Below are 20,533 nucleotides of genomic sequence, written 5' to 3' on the forward strand. Positions count from 1 at the left end.
CGCCTTTAGACGCGAGCCCGGAGCCCGTGGGTTATACCCTAAGAGCAAACCACCCTTTTTAAGGGTGGTTCTGATTTATTTCGGGACCGTGTTTTCGGTTCAATTCTCGGCCTCTCAAACAAAATCTCGATCTGTAACATCTAGACCCGATTTGGGCGGCTAGGTGTTACAGATTGAGATTTTCTAGCAGGCGGGTTTGGTTTGTCTCGATCTGTAACAGTAAGACCCAGTTTTGCCGCGTAACTGTTACAGATTGAGACAAACCGAAGGGCCGCCCCGCCCACCCCCATCCACCTGCCGCCACCTGATATTCGCCGATTTTCGTTGTGCCGCTGTACCCCCATGCCATATCCTCTAGACAACTACGCGGCATCATCGCCGCCGCGCCTACAAGAGAGGAATATCCATGACCACACCTGCAACTAAGCTGCTCCAGCCCATTACGGTTGGCCCCCTTGAGCTCAAGAACCGCATTATGTTCCCGCCGCTTACCACCGGTTACGAGGAGCGCGACGGTTCCATTGGCGAGCGCAGCCTGGCTTTTTACGAGCGCCTGGCCCGTGGCGGCGTGAGCTACATCGTCATCGGCGACGTCGCTCCCGTTATGACCGCGAGCCCCACGCCCAAGTTGGCGACCGACGCTCAGATCCCTACGTTTAAGGCACTGGCCGACGCCGTCCACAAGCACGGCGCCAAGGTCGCGCTGCAGCTGTTCCACCCCGAGTACGATGTGCCCGGCGTCGGCCGCATGGTCATGGGTTCCATGGCCGCCGCCAAGGCAGCGCAGGAGGCCAAGGCCGCCGGCGACGAGGAGACCTTTGCCGCCAAGATGGTCGAGTCCAACGAGATTCGTAAGCAGGCCTACGCCAAGCTGCACCACGACATGCAGCACTTTGTGAACGAGGCGAGCGTTGAGCAGCTCACCCAGATTAAGGAGGCCATCGCCGCCTCGGCCGCCCGCGCGCAGCAGGCCGGCATCGACGCCATCGAGGTTCACGGCGACCGCCTGGTGGGTTCGCTGTGCTCGGCCATCCTCAACCAGCGCACCGACGAGTACGGCGGCTCGTTCCAGAACCGCGTTCGCTACGCGCTGGAGGTCGTCGCCGCCATTAAGGAGGCCGCGCCGCAGCTGATGGTGGAGTACAAGCTTCCCGTGATCATGGAGAACCCCGACGGCACGCCGCGCGGCAAGGGTGGTCTGCAGCCCGACGAGGCCTGCGAGTTTGCCAAGCTGCTCGAGGGCGCCGGCATCGACATGATCCAGGTCGCGCAGGCAAACCACACCGGCAACATGGGCGACACCATTCCGCCCATGGGCGCCATGCCCTACAACTGGACGCTGCCCGTGGCCGAGCGCGTCAAGGCTCTGGTCTCCGTGCCGGTGGCAACCGTCGGCCGCGTGGTTTCGGTCGAGGCCGGCGAGAAGATTCTGGAAGACGGTTCGGCCGATATCATCGCGTACGGCCGCTCGCTCATGTGCGACCCCGACATTGCGCTGAAGGCCGCCACGGGTGAGCCCATTCGCGAGTGCCTCAATTGCAACAAGGGCTGCGTCGACGCGATTCAAAACCGCAAGTACATCTCGTGCGTGCTCAATGCCGAGAACGGCGACGAGGCGACCATCGCCATCAAGCCGGGCGAGGGCGACAAGAAGATCGCCGTGGTGGGCGGCGGTATTGCCGGCCTGGAGGCCGCGCGCGTGGCAGCCAAGCGCGGCTACAACGTGACCGTCTACGAGGCGAGCGATCATCTGGGCGGCCAGATTGTGCTGGCGGCCGCGCCCCCGCGCAAGGACGAGATCATGCGCTCGGTCGAGTATTACGAGAAGATTCTGCCTGGCCTGGGCGTGAAGGTTGAGCTCAACCACGTCGCTAGCCCCGCGGACCTCAACGCCGCCGACGCCGCGATTGTGGCCGTGGGCGCGCACGACGTGGTCATCCCCGTTCCGGGTGCCGACTCGGACAAGGTCGTCTCGAGCTGGGACGTGCTGGCCGGCAAGGTGGAGCTCAGCGGCCGCGTCGCCGTCATTGGCGGTGGCCTGGTGGGCACCGAGACTGCCGAGTATCTGCTGCAGCACGGCTGCGAGGTGGCGATCGTGGAGATGCTCGACAAGATTGCCGCGGGCGAGTCTGAGACCATTCTGCCGCTGATTATGAGCGACTTTGCCGAGCACAACGTGGAGCAGCACGTGAAGACCCGCCTGACCGCCATTACTGACGAGGGCGTGGAGGCCGTTCGCACCGCCGAGGACGGCGCCGAGGAGCCGGTGAAGATCGCCTGCGATTACGTGGTGATGGCCGTGGGCTCCAAGGCCAACGCGTTTGACCTGGATGGCGTGACGGTGCCCGTGACCTGCGTGGGCGACTGCTCGGGCGAGCGCACCGCCGACATTGCGAGCGCCATTCGCACGGCGTATCACGCGGCCAACGAGCTGTAGTTGGACATCGCGGCCAGGCGGGGCGGTAGCACGGATCCGTCTCGCCCGGCTGTGTCCCGTCGGGTGTCAACCGGTGCGGGGCCTGCAAGCGCAGCAGGTCCCGCCCTTTTTGTTTTGCTCCAGTGGATGGCAATGCGCGGTAATCATGAGGAGTGAGGACGTCTACTGCATTGCAGATCACTCAAAATTATTGTGGGAGGGGTTAATAACTATATCCTCTATACCAAAGGACATAAAGAGATGTCAATTTTGTTGACAAGCGAATGACGATTAGCTGCGAGTCAGCTACCAGCGTAAATAATCGATAAAGAAATGTCGTAATTTGGTGCCAAATGCCCAGATAACGCCGCGTCTATTTTAATTAACTGCTTTGAGCAAACAGTAAAATGCTACTATCTAACTTGCACGTAAGAAAGCAGATTAACGGTTAAGGCTAAGAAGTGGCAGGTATGTCGGAAGCAACTAGGACTCGCACGCATGCGCCCGAGGTTAGGCAGCGCGCCGTCGAGATCCTCCAAGAGGGGGTCGGCCATCGCGCCCTCGCCGCGGAGCTTGGCATTCCCCAGGCCACAGCTCGTCAGTGGGCCCGCGCGTATGCTGTGGGCGGTGCCGACGCCGTTCTCAACGCCGGTTCGCATCATCACACCTATTCGTACGAAGTTAAGCTCGCCGTGGTCAAGGACCGCTTGGAAAACGGCTTAACGGTTCGCGAGGCCATGATCAAGCACAAGATTCCCAGCGAGTCTTCGGTCAAGGCTTGGTGCCGTCAGTACCGCGAGAGCGGTGAGTCCGCACTGGTCGATAAGCCGCGCGGTCGCAAGCCGCGCGTTAAAAAGGCGAAATAGCAAACGGGATGGTGCGCCCACAGGGGCGCATTTTTCTTGCCGCGCCAACTTTTTGGACCGGTGCGAGCCTATCGGGACATTCTCCAACGTGGCCAATAAACCGCGCAGCGGCCCGCGCGCCTGTCGCCGCGGTAAGGAAACGTTGCCCCTCTACTCCAATGAGGACAGACTCCTTACCCCGTACGCCTAAAACTCCCCAGTTGACCGAAAACCCGCCGCCGCTACTCCTCAACTGAGCTATAACGTTAAACAATTGCAGCGTTTTTGCATGGGGGAGTGATGGTATGACGCTACTGTATTTCCTTACCCTGTTTCCGCTGGTACCGGCGCTGGGCATGCTGCTCGCGCGCGGTGACCGCGCCCGCGATGCGGTAGGGCTTGTAGGCTCCGGCATTATTATGGCGGTGACAGTTGTAGTCGCCGTCATGTTTTTTGGCACGGGTCCGCAGAGCTTTGAGGTCGCCCCCGGCACCTCGCATGTGCTCTCGATCATCAGCTCCGTCATCGACGTAATTCTGTGCGCCGTCATCCTGTACAACGCGCGTAAATATAAGAGCACGCTCACCACGGCGCTCGGCGTGGTGCAGCTGGTGGGCTCGCTCGCCTTTGCAGCTATGACGCTGCCCACGACCGAAGCCGTCACGGCAACGCCGCTCTACCTAGACTACATGAGCGTGATCATGGTCCTCGCCGTCGGCATTGTCGGCAGCCTAATCTGCGTGTATGCCTTGGGCTACATGAAGGACTTCCAAGCGCACGATGAGCACGAGGCTGCGCTGCGCGGGCAGACCGCGCCCGACCGTCGCCCGCAGTTCCTGGCGCTTATGTTCCTGTTCCTCTCAGCCATGTTCGTCATCGTGACGAGCGACAACCTCGAGTGGCTGTTCTGCGGCTGGGAAATCACCACCGTGTGCTCGTTCCTTATGATTGGCTACACGCGCACGCCCGAGGCCATCAAGAACGCCTTTACCCAGATCATCCTCAACATGCTGGGCGGTATCGCGTTTTTGGCCGGACTCATGTACCTGCACGTTAACGGCATGCCGCTGACCATCTCGGGCATGATCGAGCTTTCCGGCGCCGGTACCGCGCAGTCCGCGCTGCTGGTGATGCCGGTCGTTCTGCTGTCGCTCGCCGCCCTTACCAAGGCCGCGCAGATGCCGTTCCATACCTGGCTGCTCGGTGCTATGGTTGCACCCACTCCCACGAGCGCCCTGCTGCACTCGTCAACCATGGTCAAAGCCGGCGTGTTCCTGATGGTCAAGCTGAGCCCGCTCTATGCCATCTATCCCGTGACCGGCTTTATGGTCACGAGTGTGGGTGCCATCACGTTTTTGCTCGCTGCCCTCATGGCCATCTCGCAGAGCAACGCCAAACGAGTGCTCGCGTACTCCACCATTTCCAACCTGGGCCTCATCAGTGCCTGCTTGGGTGTCGGCGCACCCGAGGCCGTGTGGGCGGCCATCTTCCTGATCCTGTTCCACACAGTGGCAAAGTCGCTGCTGTTCCTGTGCGTGGGCACGGCCGAGCATCATATCGGCAGCCGCAACATCGAGGACATGGACGGTATGTTCAGCCGCATGCCGCACCTGACGCGTCTGATGATGCTGGGCATCATGGGCATGTTTGTGGCGCCGTTTGGCATGCTCGTGTCCAAGTGGGGCGCCCTGGTGGCGTTTGCGCAGACCGGCAACGTGCTCATGATCATGGTGCTGGCCTTTGGCTCGGCCGCGACGTTTTACTTCTGGGGCAAGTGGCTTGCCAAGCTTTCGGGCGTCGACCCCACGGCTCAAAACGTTGAGGTCAATGTCCATAAGACCGAATGGATGGCGCTCAACACCATCGCCGCGCTGCTGATTCTGTGCTGCGTGGCGTTCCCGGTTATCTCGAGCGGCCTGGTGTCGCCTTACTTGGCCATGGTGTTTGGCCGCGTGCCGTACGTTATCGGCAAGGACGCCATGTATCTAATGGTCGTTATCGTGGCGTTTATCGCCGTGGTGCTGCTGACTTCATTCCGCGTGAGCAACAAACCGCACGTAAACGTATATCTTTCGGGTGTGGGAACCGACAATTACCGCCATTTCCGCGGCTCGATGGGACGCGAGGTGAAGGCCGAAAAGCGCAATTGGTACTCGGAGGACGCCCTTGGCGAGAAGCGTATTGGCCCCGCGGGTAGCGTCGTGTGCTGCAGCATTATCTTGTTTGCGCTGCTGTGTTGCGCGTGGATTGGGCCCGAGAGACTTGCCATGAGCGCGCCCTCGGTGCTGCGCGGCAAGTATTTCGAAGGCTCGGGCGTCGTGGGCATATTTATTGGTACCGTGGCGTTTGCCTTGCTGGCGCCGCTTGTGGGCGGCCTGATTGACGGTCTTGACCGTAAGCTTTCGGCTCGCATGCAGGGCCGCGTGGGCCCGCGCTTGCTGCAGCCCTTCTACGACGTTGCCAAGCTGCTGCGCAAGGCCCCCGCCAGCGTAAACACCATGGACGATACCTACATGGCGTGTGCGCTCATCTTTACCGTGGTGGGCGGCGGCATCTTTGTGTCGGGCTCCAACACGCTGCTGTGCGCCTTTATGGTGACGCTCGCCGCGATCTTTGTGGTGCTGGCGTCCGCCTCGACGCAAAGCCCGTTTGCCCAGGTCGGCGCCGATCGTGAGTTGCTGCAGGTTATGAGCTACGAGCCCGCCGTTCTGCTGATGAGCGTGGGCTTGTACCTTGCCACCGATAGCTTCGATTCCATCGCCGTGACGGGGCAGTCGGCCCCCATCATCGTGTACAGCGCGCCCATTTTCCTCGCGCTGCTCGCGGTGCTCACCATCAAGCTGCGCAAGTCGCCGTTTGACCTTTCGTACTCACATCACGCGCATCAGGAGATCGTCCAGGGCGTCGCCACCGAGATGAGCGGCGGCACGCTGGCCAAGATGACCCTTATGCACTGGTGCGAGACCGTGCTGTTTTTGATGTGGGTGGGCATGTTCTTTGTTTGGGACAACCCGGTGAGCTGGGTCGTAGCCCTGGTCGTGATGGCTGCGACGTATTTTGTCGAGGTGCTGATCGACAACACCTTTGCCCGCAGCACCTGGCGCAGCTGCTTTAAGCTCGGATGGGGCGTGGCGCTGGTGTTTGGCCTGCTCAACCTTATGCCCATCCTCGTCGACGTATTTATTTAGGAGGCGGCATCCATGGATCATAAAATGTCGCGCTCGCCGTGGGTTATTCATTACGACGGCTCGAGCTGCAACGGATGCGATATCGAGGTGCTGGCCTCGCTCACGCCGCTGTTCGATGCGGAGCGCTTTGGCGTGGTCAACACCGGCAACCCCAAGCATGCGGATATCTTTTTGGTGACGGGGTCGGTCAATGCCCAGAACCTGCCCGTCGTGCGCCAGATCTACAACCAGATGCTCGAGCCCAAGTGCGTGGTGGCCTGCGGTATCTGCGCGTGTTCGGGCGGCGTGTTCCGCGATGCCTACAACGTGATCGGCGGCGTGGACCGCGCGATTCCCGTGGACGTGTACGCGCCCGGGTGCGCCATTCGCCCCGAGACGGTGATCGATGCCATCGTGGAGGCGTGCGGCATCCTGGACCAGAAGGAGGCCGTGATGCGCGCCGGCGGCGATCCGCTCACCGTGGGCGGCGCCGCTACCTGGGACGGTGGCGTTGAGCTGGGCGAGGACGGGTTTGTGGCTGGGGCTGGGGCCGGCGACGCGCCTGCCGGGACGCCCGCCGCGTCCGTCGCTGACGACGCACCTGTTGAGACGCCCACCGCGTCCGTCGCTGCAAAGGAGGCCGAGTAATGCAAAAGGCTATCTATACAACCGTCGGGATCGATGAGCTCCTGTCGCATGTCCAGGCGCTCAAGGGCGTCGGCGCGCGCTTTGTGCAAATGCACGCCGAGCGCAACGTCGACGACGGCTCGTATCGCCTGCTCTATACGTTTATCAACGTTCGTGCTGCTCAGGAGCATATTGCGCAGGACGGCAGCTATGCGATCGAGAACCTGGTGGTTGAGGGCATCGACCAGTACCAGGAGATTCCGTCCATCAGCTCGTATTATCCGGCGGTGTTCCCGTTTGAGAACGAGGCGCACGACCTATTTGGTCTTGCCATTACCGACATGCAGATCGACTTTAAGGGCTTTTTCTACCAGGTCTCGACTGCCGAGCCCATGAGCGTTATCACGCCCGAGGTTAAGGTCGCGCGCGAGAAGGCCATGAAGGTCCGTGCCGCCGCCGAGGCCAAGGCGCGCAAGGCTGCGGCCGAAAAGGCCGCCGCTGCCGCGGCCGCTGCGGGGGAGGCTGCCACGGGCGCTGGCGATGCTGCGGGGGAGGCTGCCGCTCAGCCCGATGCGGCTGCCGGCTCCGATGCTCAGCACGATGAAGCTGCTGCGAAGGCTGCGCTCAAGGCCGCCGAGATGGAGGCAAAGCTCGCCGCCATGGATCCCGAGAAAGCGGCCAAGGTCCGCGCGGCGCTTGCCGCCAAGGCCGCCCGCGACAAGCAGAAAAAGGAGGCGTAAGGTCCATGGCACATCGCTCCGTTATTCCGTTTGGCCCGCAGCACCCGGTGCTGCCCGAGCCGCTTCATCTGGACCTGGTGATCGATGACGACCGCGTCATCGAGGCAATTCCGCAGATCGGCTTTGTGCACCGCGGACTCGAGAAGCTCACCGAAAAGCGCGACATGCACCAGTTTGGCTACATCGCCGAGCGCATCTGCGGCATCTGCGCCGTGGGCCATAGCTATGGCTATGCCAACGCCTGCGAGCGCATGCTCGACATCGAGGTGCCCGGCCGCGTGCAGTATATCCGCACCATTTTGCACGAGCTTTCGCGCATTCACTCGCACCTGCTGTGGCTGGGCTTGCTCGCCGATGCCTTTGGCTTCGAGGCGCTGTTCTATCGTTCGTGGACCCTGCGCGAGCAGATCCTCAAGATCTTCGAGAGTACCTGCGGCGGCCGCGTGATTCTGTCGATTAACGAGATCGGCGGCCTTAAGCACGACATTGAGGACTCCGAGCTGGCAGGCATTGTCCAGACGCTCGATGCCATGCGTCCCGACTACGAGGCCCTGGTGCATACGTTTTTGGACGACAATAGCTGCGGCGAGCGCCTGCATGGCGTGGGCGTGATCAGCAAGAAGGACGCGCTGGACCTTTCGATGGTCGGCCCGTTCGGTCGTGCCTCGGGCGTGGACTATGACGTGCGCATGTTCGGTGACGGTGCCTATGCGGACCTGTCTGCGTTTGAGCCCATCGTTGCTAGCGATGGCGACTGCTATGCCCGCTGCCAGGTGCGTTGTGCCGAGGTCACGCAGGCCATGGACATCATCAAGGAGCTTGTCGGCAAGATCCCGCACGACGGTATCGGCGGGCGTACCAAGCTTACGCCGGCCGACGGCGCGCGCGGCGAGGTTGTGATTGAGCAGCCGCGCGGCGAGGCGTACTACTATGTGCGCGGCAACGGCACCAAGAACCTGGACCGCTTCCGCGTGCGCACGCCGACGTCGCAGAACCTGGCGGGTCTGACGCATGCGCTGCAGGGCGTGCTTCTTGCCAACGTGCCCATGATTATCCTGACCATCGACCCCTGCATTAGCTGCACGGAAAGGTAGGCGCGGCATGAGTTTGCTGACATTTGCCAAGACGGCCTTGGGCTCTATGGTCAAGCAGCCGGTAACGGTGTGCTATCCGCAGGAGAAGCTCGCGGCGCCCGAGCGCCTGCGCGGGCATATCGTCAATGACATGGACGTCTGCATTTGCTGCGGCATGTGCGCGCGTCGTTGCCCGGCGGGCGCGCTTGCGGTCGATCGCAAAGGCGGAACGTGGTCGATCGACCCGTATGCCTGCGTGGTGTGCGGCGAGTGCATCGAAAGCTGCCCCAAGCACTGCCTGACTATGGATACCGCCCGCACTCCAGTCGCGGCGAACAAGGCTCCCACGGTAGAAACTAAGCCGGAGTAGCGCTGGAATTGAGCTGGAATAGGGGCCGGCGGGGCAAAAATGCCCCATCGGCCCCGCGCGTGAACGCGCGGCTAAGCCTCCGCGAACAAAACTATGCCGGAATACGGGGCTGGATTGCGAACCTCCGACCATACAGAAAATTGCAAAAACAAAACCGCAGGTAGATAACCTGCCGTTTTTCAAAAAATGGAGGTATGGATGAGGGTCCCGACTTTAGCCCCGTAATCCGACACAGTTTTGAAATGACACCATATCAGTACCAGCCCCTGATCCCTTGGGGACGGAGGAAAACGGATCATTTTGGCCTCGCGAGGGCCATCGCGTGACCCGTTTGCCACGAAATGGGCCCATCTACTACGTTTAAGCCGCTACCCTCAACCATGGCAAGTAATGCGAAATAAAAACCGCAGGTAGAACGCCTGCGGTTTTTCATGAAAAGCGGGTATGGTCGGGGGTATCGAGTCAAACGTAGTAGATGGGCCGATTTCGTGGCGGGCGCCGTCAGCCGATCTCCGCGGGCGGAAGAAAACGGATCATTTTGGTCCCGTGAGGCTTGCGGAGGCACTCGTGCAGGGCCGCCCGAACAAAACTATGTCGGTTTACTACGATGAATTCGACATTTCCGACCATGACTGCATTTTTCTAAATATTGCAGGCGTTCTACCTGCGGTTTTGCAAGCACGCAATTTGCTGTGGTCGAAGGTGGGCGATTCATCGTAGTAATCCGGCATAGTTTTGAAATGGTATTAAATCGGTTACAGCCATTTTGCTATGCCGGGGCGGTCGGTCGTTGGGCAATTACCCTCGCAGGTAGGCGATGGCAATCTGCGTGCGGTTGCGCAGGCCCATCTTTGCCAGGATCGAGCTGATGTGGTTGCGCACGGTGCCTTCGCCCATGTATGCCGTGGCGGCGATCTCCTTGTTGTCGAGGCCGCGGGCGATGAGCTCGGCGACTTCGAACTCGCGGTCGGTCAGGCCGGCAAAAGCCGCGGGCCGTCGGGGCATGCTCGCCGCGATGCCCACCCCATCAAAATCGATATCCTCGATCGCCTTGCCCTCGAGCACGCGTTTGCCATCCATGACCTGCGTCAATGCTGGCGGAATGGCGGCGATATCGGTCTTGATCAGGTAGCCGCGGGCACCCAGTTTGAGCGCCGACACAATGTACTCGTCATCCGAGAACGTCGTCAGAAACACCACGCGTGCTGCAGGATCACGCTCAAGGATCTCGCGTGCCGCCGAAAGTCCGTCGCGCCCCGGCATCTGAATGTCGAGCAGCGCGATATCGGGCGCGTGCTCAGCGTAGAGCGCGACCGCGTCGTCGCCATTGGCGCCGGTGCCCACTACCTCGATTTGCGGCTGGGCGCCCAGGATGATCTTGAGCGAATCGACCACCAAGCGGTCGTCGTCGACAACGATGAGCCTCATCGGTCCTCATCTCCTTGCTGTTTGGGAACGGTGGCAAACACGCGCCAGCCGCCGGCGCCGGTGCGCGGGCCGGCGGTGAAGGTGCCGCCAAGCGCCTCGATGCGCTCGCGCATGGAGGCGAGCCCCATGCCCTCCGCGGCGCCGCGGCCGCTTGCTTGAACCCCGCCCGTGCCGTCGTCGGCAATGATGAGCTGGTAAAACGACGGATGCTCCATACATCGTACAGTGACAGCATGGGCGCAAGCGTGGCGCATGGTGTTGGAGAGCGCCTCGCGCAGGACCGCCGCAAAGCAGTTGGCGACGTTTGCGGGTGCATGCTCGGCCATAACTTCAAGCTCAATCTGCGGACCGCCGTCCGAGCGCGCGCCTTCGACAATGCGTTCGAGCTGTACGGAAAGGTCGATGGCGTTGTCGTTGAGCGCGTGGACGCTGGTGCGCACAAGCTGGAGCGCCTCGTCAACCGTGCGTTTGACGTCGGCGAAATCGGCGGCAACCCTGGGCTCGTCGGCGTGCACGACGCGCAGGGCCTCGGTCTGCAGCGAGGCGCGCGTGAGCTGGTGGCCGACGTTATCGTGGATCTCGCGCGCGATACGGGCGCGTTCGGCGAGTGTCGCGAGCTCGACTTCGTAGTCCTGACGATCGGCAAGGTCGCGGTTGCGCGCTTCGAGCGCGAGAGCTCGTTCCTGCAGCTCGTCGCGGATGCGGCGCATGCGCTGCTGCTCGCGCTCCAACTGGGCGGTACGTAGCGATAGCAAGGTGGCGGCAACTGAAAGGATGGCGGTCAGTAGAAACGTTCGGGCGGTGAGCGCGTCGGCGCGTAGGTCCGCAATGAGCGCAAAAGCAAAGACGGAGCCAATGCTCAGTGCGATCCAGGCACGCTCACGGTGCACGCGTCGTGCGATGTCATAGAGGGCGAGAGGCGCAAACGGCACAAACGGCGGCACGAAGACGGCCGCGATGATGTAAGCGCAGCTCGCGGCCTCGCTTGTGCGGCGCGTGCGTTCCTTCTGCGCGAGCTCGGCCAGCGAGGTGGCAATAACACCAAGGCAAAACGCCGCGACCAGGCGAGCGTCCACAGCAAGGCCCGTGGCGGCTGCGATGCAGCAAGCCAGCACGATCGATTTGTCGAAAAGCCTGTTCATACGGGTATTGTACGCGAAGCCGCGCGTGGTGGAGGGACCGCCTGCGCAACCGTGACATTCCTCCCACGCGGCAAAGCGGGGACGTCGGCAGGCCGCACGGCCAAGCTCCGCACTCGTGACAAAGCTCACTGGTGCGCGCCGCTTGCTCCTGCGATGATGCAATCGTACCGGGCCGCAATCAACAGAAGGGCCGCCTCATGACAGACATCGTCCACGTCGAAAACCTCGTCAAGCGCTACGACGACCTTATCGCGCTCGACCACTTTAGCCTGAGCATCGCCCCCGGCGAGATCTTTGGCCTGCTGGGCCCCAACGGCTCGGGCAAGACCACGTCCATCAACTGCATTCTGCAGCTGCTCGCCTACGACAAAGGCACCATCGAGCTGTTCGGCGAGCCCATGACGCCCGCCCGCTACGACCTCAAGCGCCGCATCGGTGTGGTGCCGCAGCAGGTGGCGGTGTTTGACGAGCTTACGGTGCGCGAGAACATCGACTATTTCTGCAGCCTTTACGTCAACGACCGCAAGCGCCGCCGCGCGCTGGTGGACGAGGCGATCGACTTTGTCGGGCTGGGCGACTTTACCAAGTTTCGCCCCGGCAAGCTCTCGGGCGGCCTGGCGCGTCGCCTCAACATCGCCTGCGGTATCGCGCACAAGCCCGAGCTCATCTTCTTTGACGAGCCCACGGTGGCGGTCGACCCGCAGAGCCGCAACGCCATCCTGGAGGGCATCTGCCGCCTGCGCGACGAGGGCGCCACGGTGGTGTATACCAGCCATTACATGGAGGAAGTCGAGCAGATTTGCAGCCGCATCATGATCATGGACGGCGGACGTGTGCTGGCGCAGGGCACCAATGACGAGCTCAAACGCATGATTCAAATGGGCGAGCGCGTGACAGTCGAGGTCAGCGCCGTAGAGACCGCCACGGTCGAGCGGCTGCGCGCCCTCGAGCACGTGCTTTCGGTTGAGTTGTCCGGCGGCGAGCTCGTCTGCACCTGCGAAGCGAGCCCGCACAATTTGGTCGACATCCTCGACACGCTGCGCGCCGCCGATGTGGCGCTCGGCCGCGTGTGGAGCGAGCCGCCGACCCTCAACGACGTGTTCCTCGAGATCACCGGCCGCGAGCTGCGCGACTAGGGGGCAGCCATGTTCAACACCATTATCATCACGGTCAAAACGCTGCTGCGCCGGCCGAGCACGTGGGTCTGGGGCGCCCTCTTTCCCATCGCGCTTTCCACGATGTTCATGTTTATGTTTGCGAACCTGAGCTCCGACGGCACGGTCGACCCGGTGCCGGTTGCCGTCGTGGCGGACAAGGTCTGGGACGCTTCGACCTTTAAGGATGTGGCGACGTCGCTTGCCAAGGAAGGCGACGACCAGCTGCTCGAGATCCACGAGCTCGACGACGCAGCCGATGCGAACCGTGCGCTCAAGGCCGGTGAGGTCGCGGGTATCTATACGGTCGACGCTGCGGGCACGCCCAAGCTCACGCTGCTATCGAGCTACGACAGCTCGCGCGCATCATCGGTGCTCACCGATCGCAGCATCCTGGAGACGGTGGCAAGCTCGTATACACAAAATGCCGAGCTCATGTCCCAGATTGCCCAGGACAACCCGGCGGCGCTCGCCGACCCCGAGGCGGTTGCGCGCGCCCTGTCGCTCGAGGGCGGCACCCGCCGCGTAAGCCTGACACGCACCACACCCGACGGCACGGTCATCTACTATTACGCGCTCTTTGGCCTGGTCGCGATGATGTCTGCCGAGTTTGCCGCCTTGAGCGTCATCGACCTGCAGCCCAATCTGTCGGGTCTTGGCGCGCGTCGCTGCGTGGGCGGTCTTTCCAAAACGGCGTCGCTGGCCGGTATCTTTGTGGGCTCGTGGCTGGTCTCCTTTGCCTCGATGGCGATCGCGATCGGCTACGTGCGTCTGGTCGTGGGCGTCGACTTTGGCGGGCGCGAGGGGCTGTGTTTGGTGGGCGGCGCCGCTTCCGCGCTTGCCGCCACGGGCTTGGGACTCTTTGTGGGCACGCTTCCCGTTAAGGGCGGCAAGGCGTCCAAGTCTGGCATCCTCACGGGCTTTGCCACTACGTGCGCCCTGTTCGCCGGCCTCTACGGCGAGCCAGCGATGGCGCTTGCCGACGACGTCGCCCGCGCCTGCCCGGCCGAGTGCTGGCTCAACCCCGTCAAGCTTATCTGCGACATGTTCAACCGCCTGAATTTCTTTGAAGACTTGGGGCCTTTTGCCGTTCGCGCGGGCGCGCTGGTCCTCATGACGCTGGTGTTTGTTGCCGCCGCCACGCTGATTTTTGGAAGGAGCCGCTATGAGCACCTTTAAGACCGCGCTTCGCATGGCGCTGGCGCACCCGTTCTACCTGCTCATCTATACGGTGTTCATTTCGCTGATGGGCGTATTCATCGCGGCATCTGTGAGCTGGAACTCGTCGCAGCTCACCGAGTACAAGCCCTACGACGCCAACGTGATCGTGGTCGACCGCGATGGCAGTGATCTTTCACTTGCGCTCACCAAGCACCTAGGTTCGCGGTTTGACCTGGTCACGGGCGTCGGCGATGACACGTACGACCTTGCGGACGCGCTCTCCAAGAGCAACAGCGCCAAGGGCAGCGCCGACTGCGTGTTCTTTATCCCGGAGGGGTTCGAGGACGACCTGGTCGCGGCTGCCCGCGCGGGGGAGTCCCTGCCCAAGCTCGATGTGACCTACGGTGCCGGCACCATGGCGGCGGCGCTTTCGTCTGCCGAGGCTTCGCGCTGGATCTCGCTCGCGGGCGCTGCAGCCGCACTTGAGCCCACTGCCTCCAACGGCGACGTTGCCAAGGCCGCCGAACATGCCGCTGCAAAGCGCGCGGAGGTCCAGATCGAGCGGGTCAAGGTCGACTCGGCTGCTGCCGCCACGCTCGAGTCGTACTTCAACTTTGGCGCGTACGCGATTATCTCGTCGGTCATCGTATCGGTGGGGTTGGTGTTCTCGGGCATGAACGAGCCCGAGCGCGTGCGTCGTATGGATGCCGGCCCAATCTCCGAGCGCCAACGTTCGCTTGCCGTGTTTGCCGCCGCCGCCGTGCTCACCGTCTGCATCTGGTTTGTGTCGAGCATGATGGGCGTCGTGGGCTTTGCCGGCGCGGTCGCCGAGGTCGGCGTGGGCCGTGTGTGCCTGGCACTGGCGGCGACGTTTGCCCTGGCGTGCACGCCGCTGGCCGTTGGCTTTGCCCTTTCGGGCCTGGGTGCGCGCGAGGAGCTGCTCAATGGCGTGGGCAACCTGCTCGGCATGCTCATGACGTTTTTGGGCGGCGCTTGGATGCCGCTGTCGCTGATGGGCCCGGCCGTGCAGACCGTGGCGCACTTTGTGCCGACATATTGGGTGAACGACGCGATCGGCAAGGCGCTCGCGTCGGACCTGACGTCTGCCATGTTGGGCGACATCGCCTGCGACCTGGGCGTCACCGTGCTCTTTGCCGTGGCCATCGCCGCCGCAGGCCTGGCCCTCTCACGCACCAAATCCCGCGCCTAGTCACCTAGTCATCGGGTACTCATTGGGGACAGACTTAAACGACCAAGAGTGGTCATTGGGGACAGACTTAAACGACTAGTCATTGGGGACAGTCTTTGCCGATCGGCTGTTTTGCCGGCTGGGTTGGCAAAGACTGTCCCCAACTGCCGGTAGGAAAGGAACGTCCCCAACTGCCGGGTGGCGAAAGAGTGTCCCTAACAGCTAGTCATTTAAGAACGTCCCCAATGACTAGTCTGAAATAAAATCCAGGCCTCGCTCCAAAATAGTTCGCCATGGTTTACTATTACGCTCATAAAGTAGTACGAGGCTAACAACGGGGGATACCATGGCAACGCAGGAAGCCTATGTCCAGGTTAAGGATCTCAAAAAGCACTACGGCGACGGTGATGCGCGCCTGACGGTGCTCGACGGCATCGACACGTCCATCAATCGCGGCGAGATCTGCGTCATGCTGGGGCCCTCGGGCTCGGGCAAGTCCACGTTTCTTAACCTGATCGGTGGCCTGGAGGATGCCGACGCCGGCTCCATCATGGTGGACGGCTGCGACCTCACGGTGCTCAAGCCCGCCGACCTGGGTGAGTACCGCCGCCGCGAGCTGGGCTTTGTCTTTCAGTTCTACAACCTGGTGCCCGACCTCACCATCAAGGAAAACATCGAGGTCACGGCGCACCTGTCCAAAAACCCGCTCAATGTCGACGACCTGCTGCGTTCGCTGGGCCTCTACGAGCACCGCAACAAGTTCCCGCGTCAGGTTTCGGGCGGCCAACAGCAGCGCTGCGCCATCGGCCGTGCGCTCGTCAAGAACCCGGGTCTGTTGCTGTGCGACGAGCCCACGGGCGCGCTCGACTACAAGACGTCCAAGGAAATCCTGCAGCTCATGGAGGATGTCAATCACGAGTACGGCTGCACCATCATCATCGTCACGCACAACGCCGCCATCGCCCGCATGGCCAACCGCGTGCTGCGCCTGCGCGACGGACGCATCGTCGAGGATGAGCTCAACGAGTCGCCCGTCGCGGCCGCCGAGCTCGATTGGTAGGCGGCGCCATGACACCTCTCGCAAAACGTCTCCCGCGCGAGCTGCGCCGCAATATCGGCAAGTACCTGGGCATCTTTCTTCTTATGTGCGGAAGCATCGCCCTCACCTCGGGCTTTTTGCTCGCGGCCCACTCCATCGGTTGCCTTATCGACGACATGCGCGATGCGTACACGATCGAGGACGGCCGCGTGACCACCTCCTTCGAGGCCACCAAAGACCAGCTCAAGGCTGCCGAGGACGCGGCCGGCGATGTCGGCGGCGTCACGCTCTACAAGAATTTCTCCATCGACGCCATCATCAAAAAGACCGCCGGCGACGACGGCACCAAGCGCACGCTGCGCACCTATGCGCACCGCACCAAGGTCGATATCGCGTCCTACTGTGAGGGCAGGGAACCCAAGGCGGACGATGAGGTGGCAATCGACCGTGTCTTCGCCACCAACAACGACCTCGCCGTGGGCGATAAGGTCGAGCTTGAGGGCCGCACCTACACCATCTGCGGCATCATGACCCAGCCCGATAGCCAGGCGCTGTTCCTCAACAATTCGGACTTTACGGTGAACACCATCACCTATGGTGTTGCCGAGGTCACCGACGCCGGCTTTGCCGCGCTCGAGGATGCCGGCGGCGCGCCTGACTACACCTACTCCTTCACCTTTGCCGATCGCGATCTCTCCACTGCAGACCGCATCGATGCCGAGCAGGATATGGTCGAGGCGCTGACCGATGCCGATGCGTGCGTCGACGACCTGATCGATGCCGATTCCAACCAGGGCATTGGCTACGCGCGCGACGACGTAGACGGCGACTCCATGATGTGGATGACGCTGCTCGACATCATCATCGTGATCATGGCGTTCGTCTTTGTGGTCCTTACCGACGCCACCATCGAGGAGGAGAGCGCCATCATCGGCACGCTGCTTGCCAGCGGCTATCGTCGACGCGAGATCGTGCTGCACTACCTTGCGCTTCCCGCCATCGCGGGCGTGGTCGCGGCGCTTTTGGGCACTGCGCTCGGCGTCGTGTTCTTTACCGAGCCCATGCGCAGCCTCTATTACGACTCGTACAGCCTGCCGCCCTTCCAGGTGTACTGGAGCTGGGAGATCTTTGTGAAGTGCGCCGTGGTTCCCGCCGCCGCGCTCATTCTCATCACGCTGGTGGGCCTGCTTCGCAAAATGGGCAAGACGCCGTTGCAGTTTCTTCGCCACGAGGCGAGCGGCAAGTCTGGCACCAAGCGCGGCCTGCGGCTGCCGGAGCGAATGGGCTTTGTCTCGCGCTTCCGCCTGCGTATCTTCCTGCGCAACCTGGGCAACTTCGCCACGCTCTTCGTGGGCATTGCGTTTGCCTCGCTGCTGCTGCTCTTTGGCCTGGCGATTCTGCCCACGATGACGCACTACGCCGACAACCTCGAGACAAGCCTGGTCGCCGAGCACCAGTACACGCTCAAGGCTCCGCTGGAGCTCGAGGGCACCGCCGAGGAGCGCGAACAGTGGTCGGCACTCGAGCGCTTGCAGTCGGTTGACGGCGCACTGCTTTCTGCCGCCCAAGATGCCGATGACGAGCTTGACGACGCGGCCGATGCGGCGCAGGCGGCAGCCGATGCCGCGACCGCATCTCCGTCTGCCGAGAGCCTGGCCGCAGCGCAGGACGCGCTCGCCAAGGTCCAGGACAAGAAGGATGCGCTTTATGCGCGCCTCGATGACCTTGCCGATGCTCTCGGCTGCGACCGCGATGAGGCTATCGACCTGATCGGCAAGGCCTCTAAGATTGACACCGACAACGACGATATCCACCCGGTCAATACGACCGATAACGGCGCGGGCGCAATCGCACAGGCTGAGAAATACGCCGTCTACCAGCTGCAATACGACCGCGGTGGCGGAAATGGCGAGGAGACGATTTCCATCTACGGCATCTCGCCCGATTCGCGCTACTGGAAAGGGCTGGACGTCGGCAACGGACGCGTTGTCTTTGGCGGTGGCTTGCTCGACAAGTTTGGCTGGAGCGAGGGCCAGAAGGTCACGCTCAGCGACAAGTACGAGGGTGAGTATTATTCCCTTGAGTACGCGGGCAAGGACTGTGCCTGGGGCTCCAAGTCGGACATGAATATCTATATGAGTATCGACGACTTTAATGAGCTGTTCGACAACGACGCCACCTACTTTAACGGCTATGCGAGCAACAAGAAGCTCGACCTCGATGCTCGTTACTTTGCCGGCGACACCACGCCCGACGACATGCGCGCCGTGGGCGACCAGTTCATCGGCATGATGAGCAAAATGATCGGCATGATGGTTGGGCTTGCGGTGTTCATCTTCTTGCTGTTTATGTACCTGCTGACCAAGGCTGTGATCGACCACAGCGCCCGTTCGATCAGCTACATGAAAGTCTTTGGCTATCGCGATAGCGAGATTTCGCATCTGTACATCCGCTCGATCACATTGTGCGTGGCAGCGTCACTCGTGCTGAGCCTGCCGGTCATTATTGGCTCGCTCACGGCCATCTTCCGCTCGATGTTGCTCGCCTACAACGGCAATATCGAGATCTACGTGCCCGCTTGGTCCATGGCGGCGTGCGCAGGAATCGGCTTTGCGACCTACCTGGTCGTGGCACTGCTGCACACGCGCTCCATCAAGCGCGTCAGCTTGGCCGAAGCCCTCAAAGTGCAGGAGTAGCCATCGGGGACAGTCCTTGCCATTCGTCGGCTCGCCGGCCGGCTGGCAAGGACTGTCCCTAACTGCCGGGCGGCGAAAGAGTGTCCCTTGCGACTGGTCATTTAAGAACGTCCCCAATGACTAGGTTCCGTACTTGACTTTAACTCTGCTTTAACTGGTACCATCCTCTATGTCTGTAACGCCATATAGACCGAGGGGATAGATCTATGACCGCAACTGCACCCGCAGCACCCGCTAAGGTGTACTTCACCAACCTGCGCACGCATGCTCGCGAGAGCCAGCTCGACAAGCTCAAGCGCCTCATCCGTCACGCCGGAATTGAGCAGATCGACTTTGAGAACAAGTTCGTCGCCATTAAGATTCACTTTGGCGAGCTGGGCAACCTGAGCTTTTTGCGTCCCAACTACGCCCGCGCCGTCGCGGATGTCGTGAAGGAGCTGGGTGGCAAGCCCTTCCTCACCGACTGCAACACGCTCTATGTGGGTAGCCGCAAAAACGCGCTCGAGCACATTGATACCGCCTACCAGAACGGCTTTACCCCGTATGCTACGGGTTGCCAGATCATCATCGCCGACGGCCTCAAGGGCACCGACGAGGCGCTTGTCCCGGTCGAGGGCGGCGAGTACGTGCACGAGGCCAAGATCGGTCAGGCGCTCATGGATGCCGATATCGTGATCAGCCTCACCCACTTTAAGGGTCATGAGCAGGCCGGCTTTGGCGGTGCCATGAAGAACCTGGGCATGGGCGGCGGCAGTCGCGCCGGCAAGATGGAGCAGCATGCCGCCGGCAAGCCGAACGTCGCGGCCGAGCACTGCATTGGCTGCCGTGCCTGCGAAAAGATTTGCGCGCACAACGCCATTTCGTTTGACGATACCCGCGAGCGCGAGCTTGCCAACGGCAACACCCGCACGGTGCACGTGGCCGCCATCGACCACGATCGCTGCGTGGGCTGCGGCCGCTGCATCGGCGTGTGCAACCAGGACGCCATCAAGCCCGGCTATGAGGCCGCGGCCGACGTGCTCAACTGCAAGATCGCCGAGTATACGAAGGCCGTCGTCGACGGCCGCCCGAGCTTCCACATCTCGCTTGCCATGGACATCAGTCCCAACTGCGACTGCCATCCCGAAAACGACACGCCTATCGTCAACGATATCGGCATGTTCGCGAGCTTCGACCCGGTCGCCATCGACCAGGCCTGCGCCGATGCCGTCATGGCATCCGAGCCGCTGCCCAACACCGAGCTCACCGATAGCGCGGCCAAGATGGAGCACAACCACGAGCATCTGGAGGGCGAGCAGGCCAAGGACCCCTTCTGCATCACGCATCCCGACACCGACTGGCGCGTGTGCATCGCGCACGCCGAGAAGATCGGCCTGGGCACGAGCGAGTACGAGCTCATCGAGGTCAAGTAGCGTCGTCCTATTGGACGAACCAAGCGCCTTTGTGGCGTTAGTTGAGTAAAAGCCGCCCACGAGCACAACGCTCG

At 62.0% G+C, this 20,533-nt stretch carries 15 protein-coding genes; 13 read left to right on the forward strand and 2 right to left on the reverse strand.

Annotated features, from left to right (window positions below; translation table 11 throughout):
• Positions 1 to 406 precede the first annotated feature (406 nt).
• The 7 genes from bilR to AB5Z25_RS00035 all read left to right on the forward strand — a co-directional run bounded on the left by bilR (position 407) and on the right by AB5Z25_RS00035 (position 9,238).
• Positions 407 to 2,437, forward strand: a complete 2,031-nt coding sequence (gene bilR / locus AB5Z25_RS00005; RefSeq protein ID WP_368134418.1) for a bilirubin reductase, long form — start codon at positions 407 to 409, stop codon at positions 2,435 to 2,437.
• Positions 2,438 to 2,886: 449 nt separating this feature from the next.
• Positions 2,887 to 3,282, forward strand: coding sequence for a helix-turn-helix domain-containing protein (locus tag AB5Z25_RS00010; protein ID WP_055310268.1), 396 nt, complete (start codon positions 2,887 to 2,889; stop codon positions 3,280 to 3,282).
• A 284-nt stretch (positions 3,283 to 3,566) separates the two neighbouring features.
• Positions 3,567 to 6,449 (forward strand): proton-conducting transporter transmembrane domain-containing protein, encoded by a 2,883-nt coding sequence (locus AB5Z25_RS00015; RefSeq protein WP_368134420.1) that lies wholly within the window; start codon positions 3,567 to 3,569, stop codon positions 6,447 to 6,449.
• Positions 6,450 to 6,461: 12 nt separating this feature from the next.
• Positions 6,462 to 7,076, forward strand: a complete 615-nt coding sequence (locus AB5Z25_RS00020; RefSeq protein ID WP_368134421.1) for an NADH-quinone oxidoreductase subunit B family protein — start codon at positions 6,462 to 6,464, stop codon at positions 7,074 to 7,076.
• Complete coding sequence (locus AB5Z25_RS00025; protein WP_368134423.1) at positions 7,076 to 7,795, forward strand: NADH-quinone oxidoreductase subunit C; 720 nt, start codon at positions 7,076 to 7,078, stop codon at positions 7,793 to 7,795. The genes AB5Z25_RS00020 and AB5Z25_RS00025 overlap by 1 nt, the downstream gene beginning before the upstream one ends.
• Before the next feature lie 5 nt (positions 7,796 to 7,800).
• Positions 7,801 to 8,889, forward strand: a complete 1,089-nt coding sequence (locus tag AB5Z25_RS00030; RefSeq protein ID WP_368134424.1) for a hydrogenase large subunit — start codon at positions 7,801 to 7,803, stop codon at positions 8,887 to 8,889.
• A 7-nt stretch (positions 8,890 to 8,896) separates the two neighbouring features.
• The gene (locus AB5Z25_RS00035) at positions 8,897 to 9,238 is read left to right on the forward strand and encodes a 4Fe-4S dicluster domain-containing protein (protein WP_368134425.1); all 342 of its coding nucleotides are present in this window, start codon (positions 8,897 to 8,899) and stop codon (positions 9,236 to 9,238) included.
• 798 nt (positions 9,239 to 10,036) lie between these two features.
• On the opposite strand, the gene AB5Z25_RS00040 is transcribed toward AB5Z25_RS00035, so the two are convergent.
• Together AB5Z25_RS00040 and AB5Z25_RS00045 are read right to left on the reverse strand one after the other, a co-directional pair.
• Complete coding sequence (locus AB5Z25_RS00040; RefSeq protein ID WP_368134427.1) at positions 10,037 to 10,666, reverse strand: response regulator; 630 nt, start codon at positions 10,664 to 10,666, stop codon at positions 10,037 to 10,039.
• The gene (locus AB5Z25_RS00045; RefSeq protein ID WP_368134429.1) at positions 10,663 to 11,808 is read right to left on the reverse strand and encodes a sensor histidine kinase; all 1,146 of its coding nucleotides are present in this window, start codon (positions 11,806 to 11,808) and stop codon (positions 10,663 to 10,665) included. The genes AB5Z25_RS00040 and AB5Z25_RS00045 overlap by 4 nt, the downstream gene beginning before the upstream one ends.
• Before the next feature lie 197 nt (positions 11,809 to 12,005).
• Between AB5Z25_RS00045 and AB5Z25_RS00050 the strand changes: the two genes are divergently transcribed.
• The 6 genes from AB5Z25_RS00050 (at position 12,006) to AB5Z25_RS00075 (ending at position 20,459) form a co-directional block, all read left to right on the forward strand.
• Positions 12,006 to 12,944: an ABC transporter ATP-binding protein gene (locus AB5Z25_RS00050; protein ID WP_349071247.1), complete on the forward strand. Its 939-nt coding sequence runs from the start codon at positions 12,006 to 12,008 to the stop codon at positions 12,942 to 12,944.
• A 9-nt stretch (positions 12,945 to 12,953) separates the two neighbouring features.
• A complete protein-coding gene (locus tag AB5Z25_RS00055) occupies positions 12,954 to 14,141 on the forward strand; it encodes an ABC transporter permease (protein ID WP_368134430.1) in 1,188 nt (395 codons plus the stop codon).
• Positions 14,128 to 15,333, forward strand: a complete 1,206-nt coding sequence (locus tag AB5Z25_RS00060; protein WP_368134431.1) for an ABC transporter permease — start codon at positions 14,128 to 14,130, stop codon at positions 15,331 to 15,333. The genes AB5Z25_RS00055 and AB5Z25_RS00060 overlap by 14 nt, the downstream gene beginning before the upstream one ends.
• Positions 15,334 to 15,658: 325 nt before the next feature.
• The gene (locus AB5Z25_RS00065) at positions 15,659 to 16,372 is read left to right on the forward strand and encodes an ABC transporter ATP-binding protein (RefSeq protein WP_368134432.1); all 714 of its coding nucleotides are present in this window, start codon (positions 15,659 to 15,661) and stop codon (positions 16,370 to 16,372) included.
• 8 nt (positions 16,373 to 16,380) lie between these two features.
• On the forward strand, positions 16,381 to 19,047 hold the full coding sequence (locus tag AB5Z25_RS00070) for an ABC transporter permease (protein ID WP_368134434.1): 2,667 nt from the start codon (positions 16,381 to 16,383) through the stop codon (positions 19,045 to 19,047).
• 206 nt (positions 19,048 to 19,253) lie between these two features.
• Positions 19,254 to 20,459, forward strand: a complete 1,206-nt coding sequence (locus tag AB5Z25_RS00075) for a DUF362 domain-containing protein (protein WP_368134436.1) — start codon at positions 19,254 to 19,256, stop codon at positions 20,457 to 20,459.
• Positions 20,460 to 20,533 lie beyond the last annotated feature (74 nt).

This window comes from Collinsella aerofaciens (assembly GCF_040910325.1).
Taxonomy (GTDB): domain Bacteria; phylum Actinomycetota; class Coriobacteriia; order Coriobacteriales; family Coriobacteriaceae; genus Collinsella; species Collinsella aerofaciens_BL.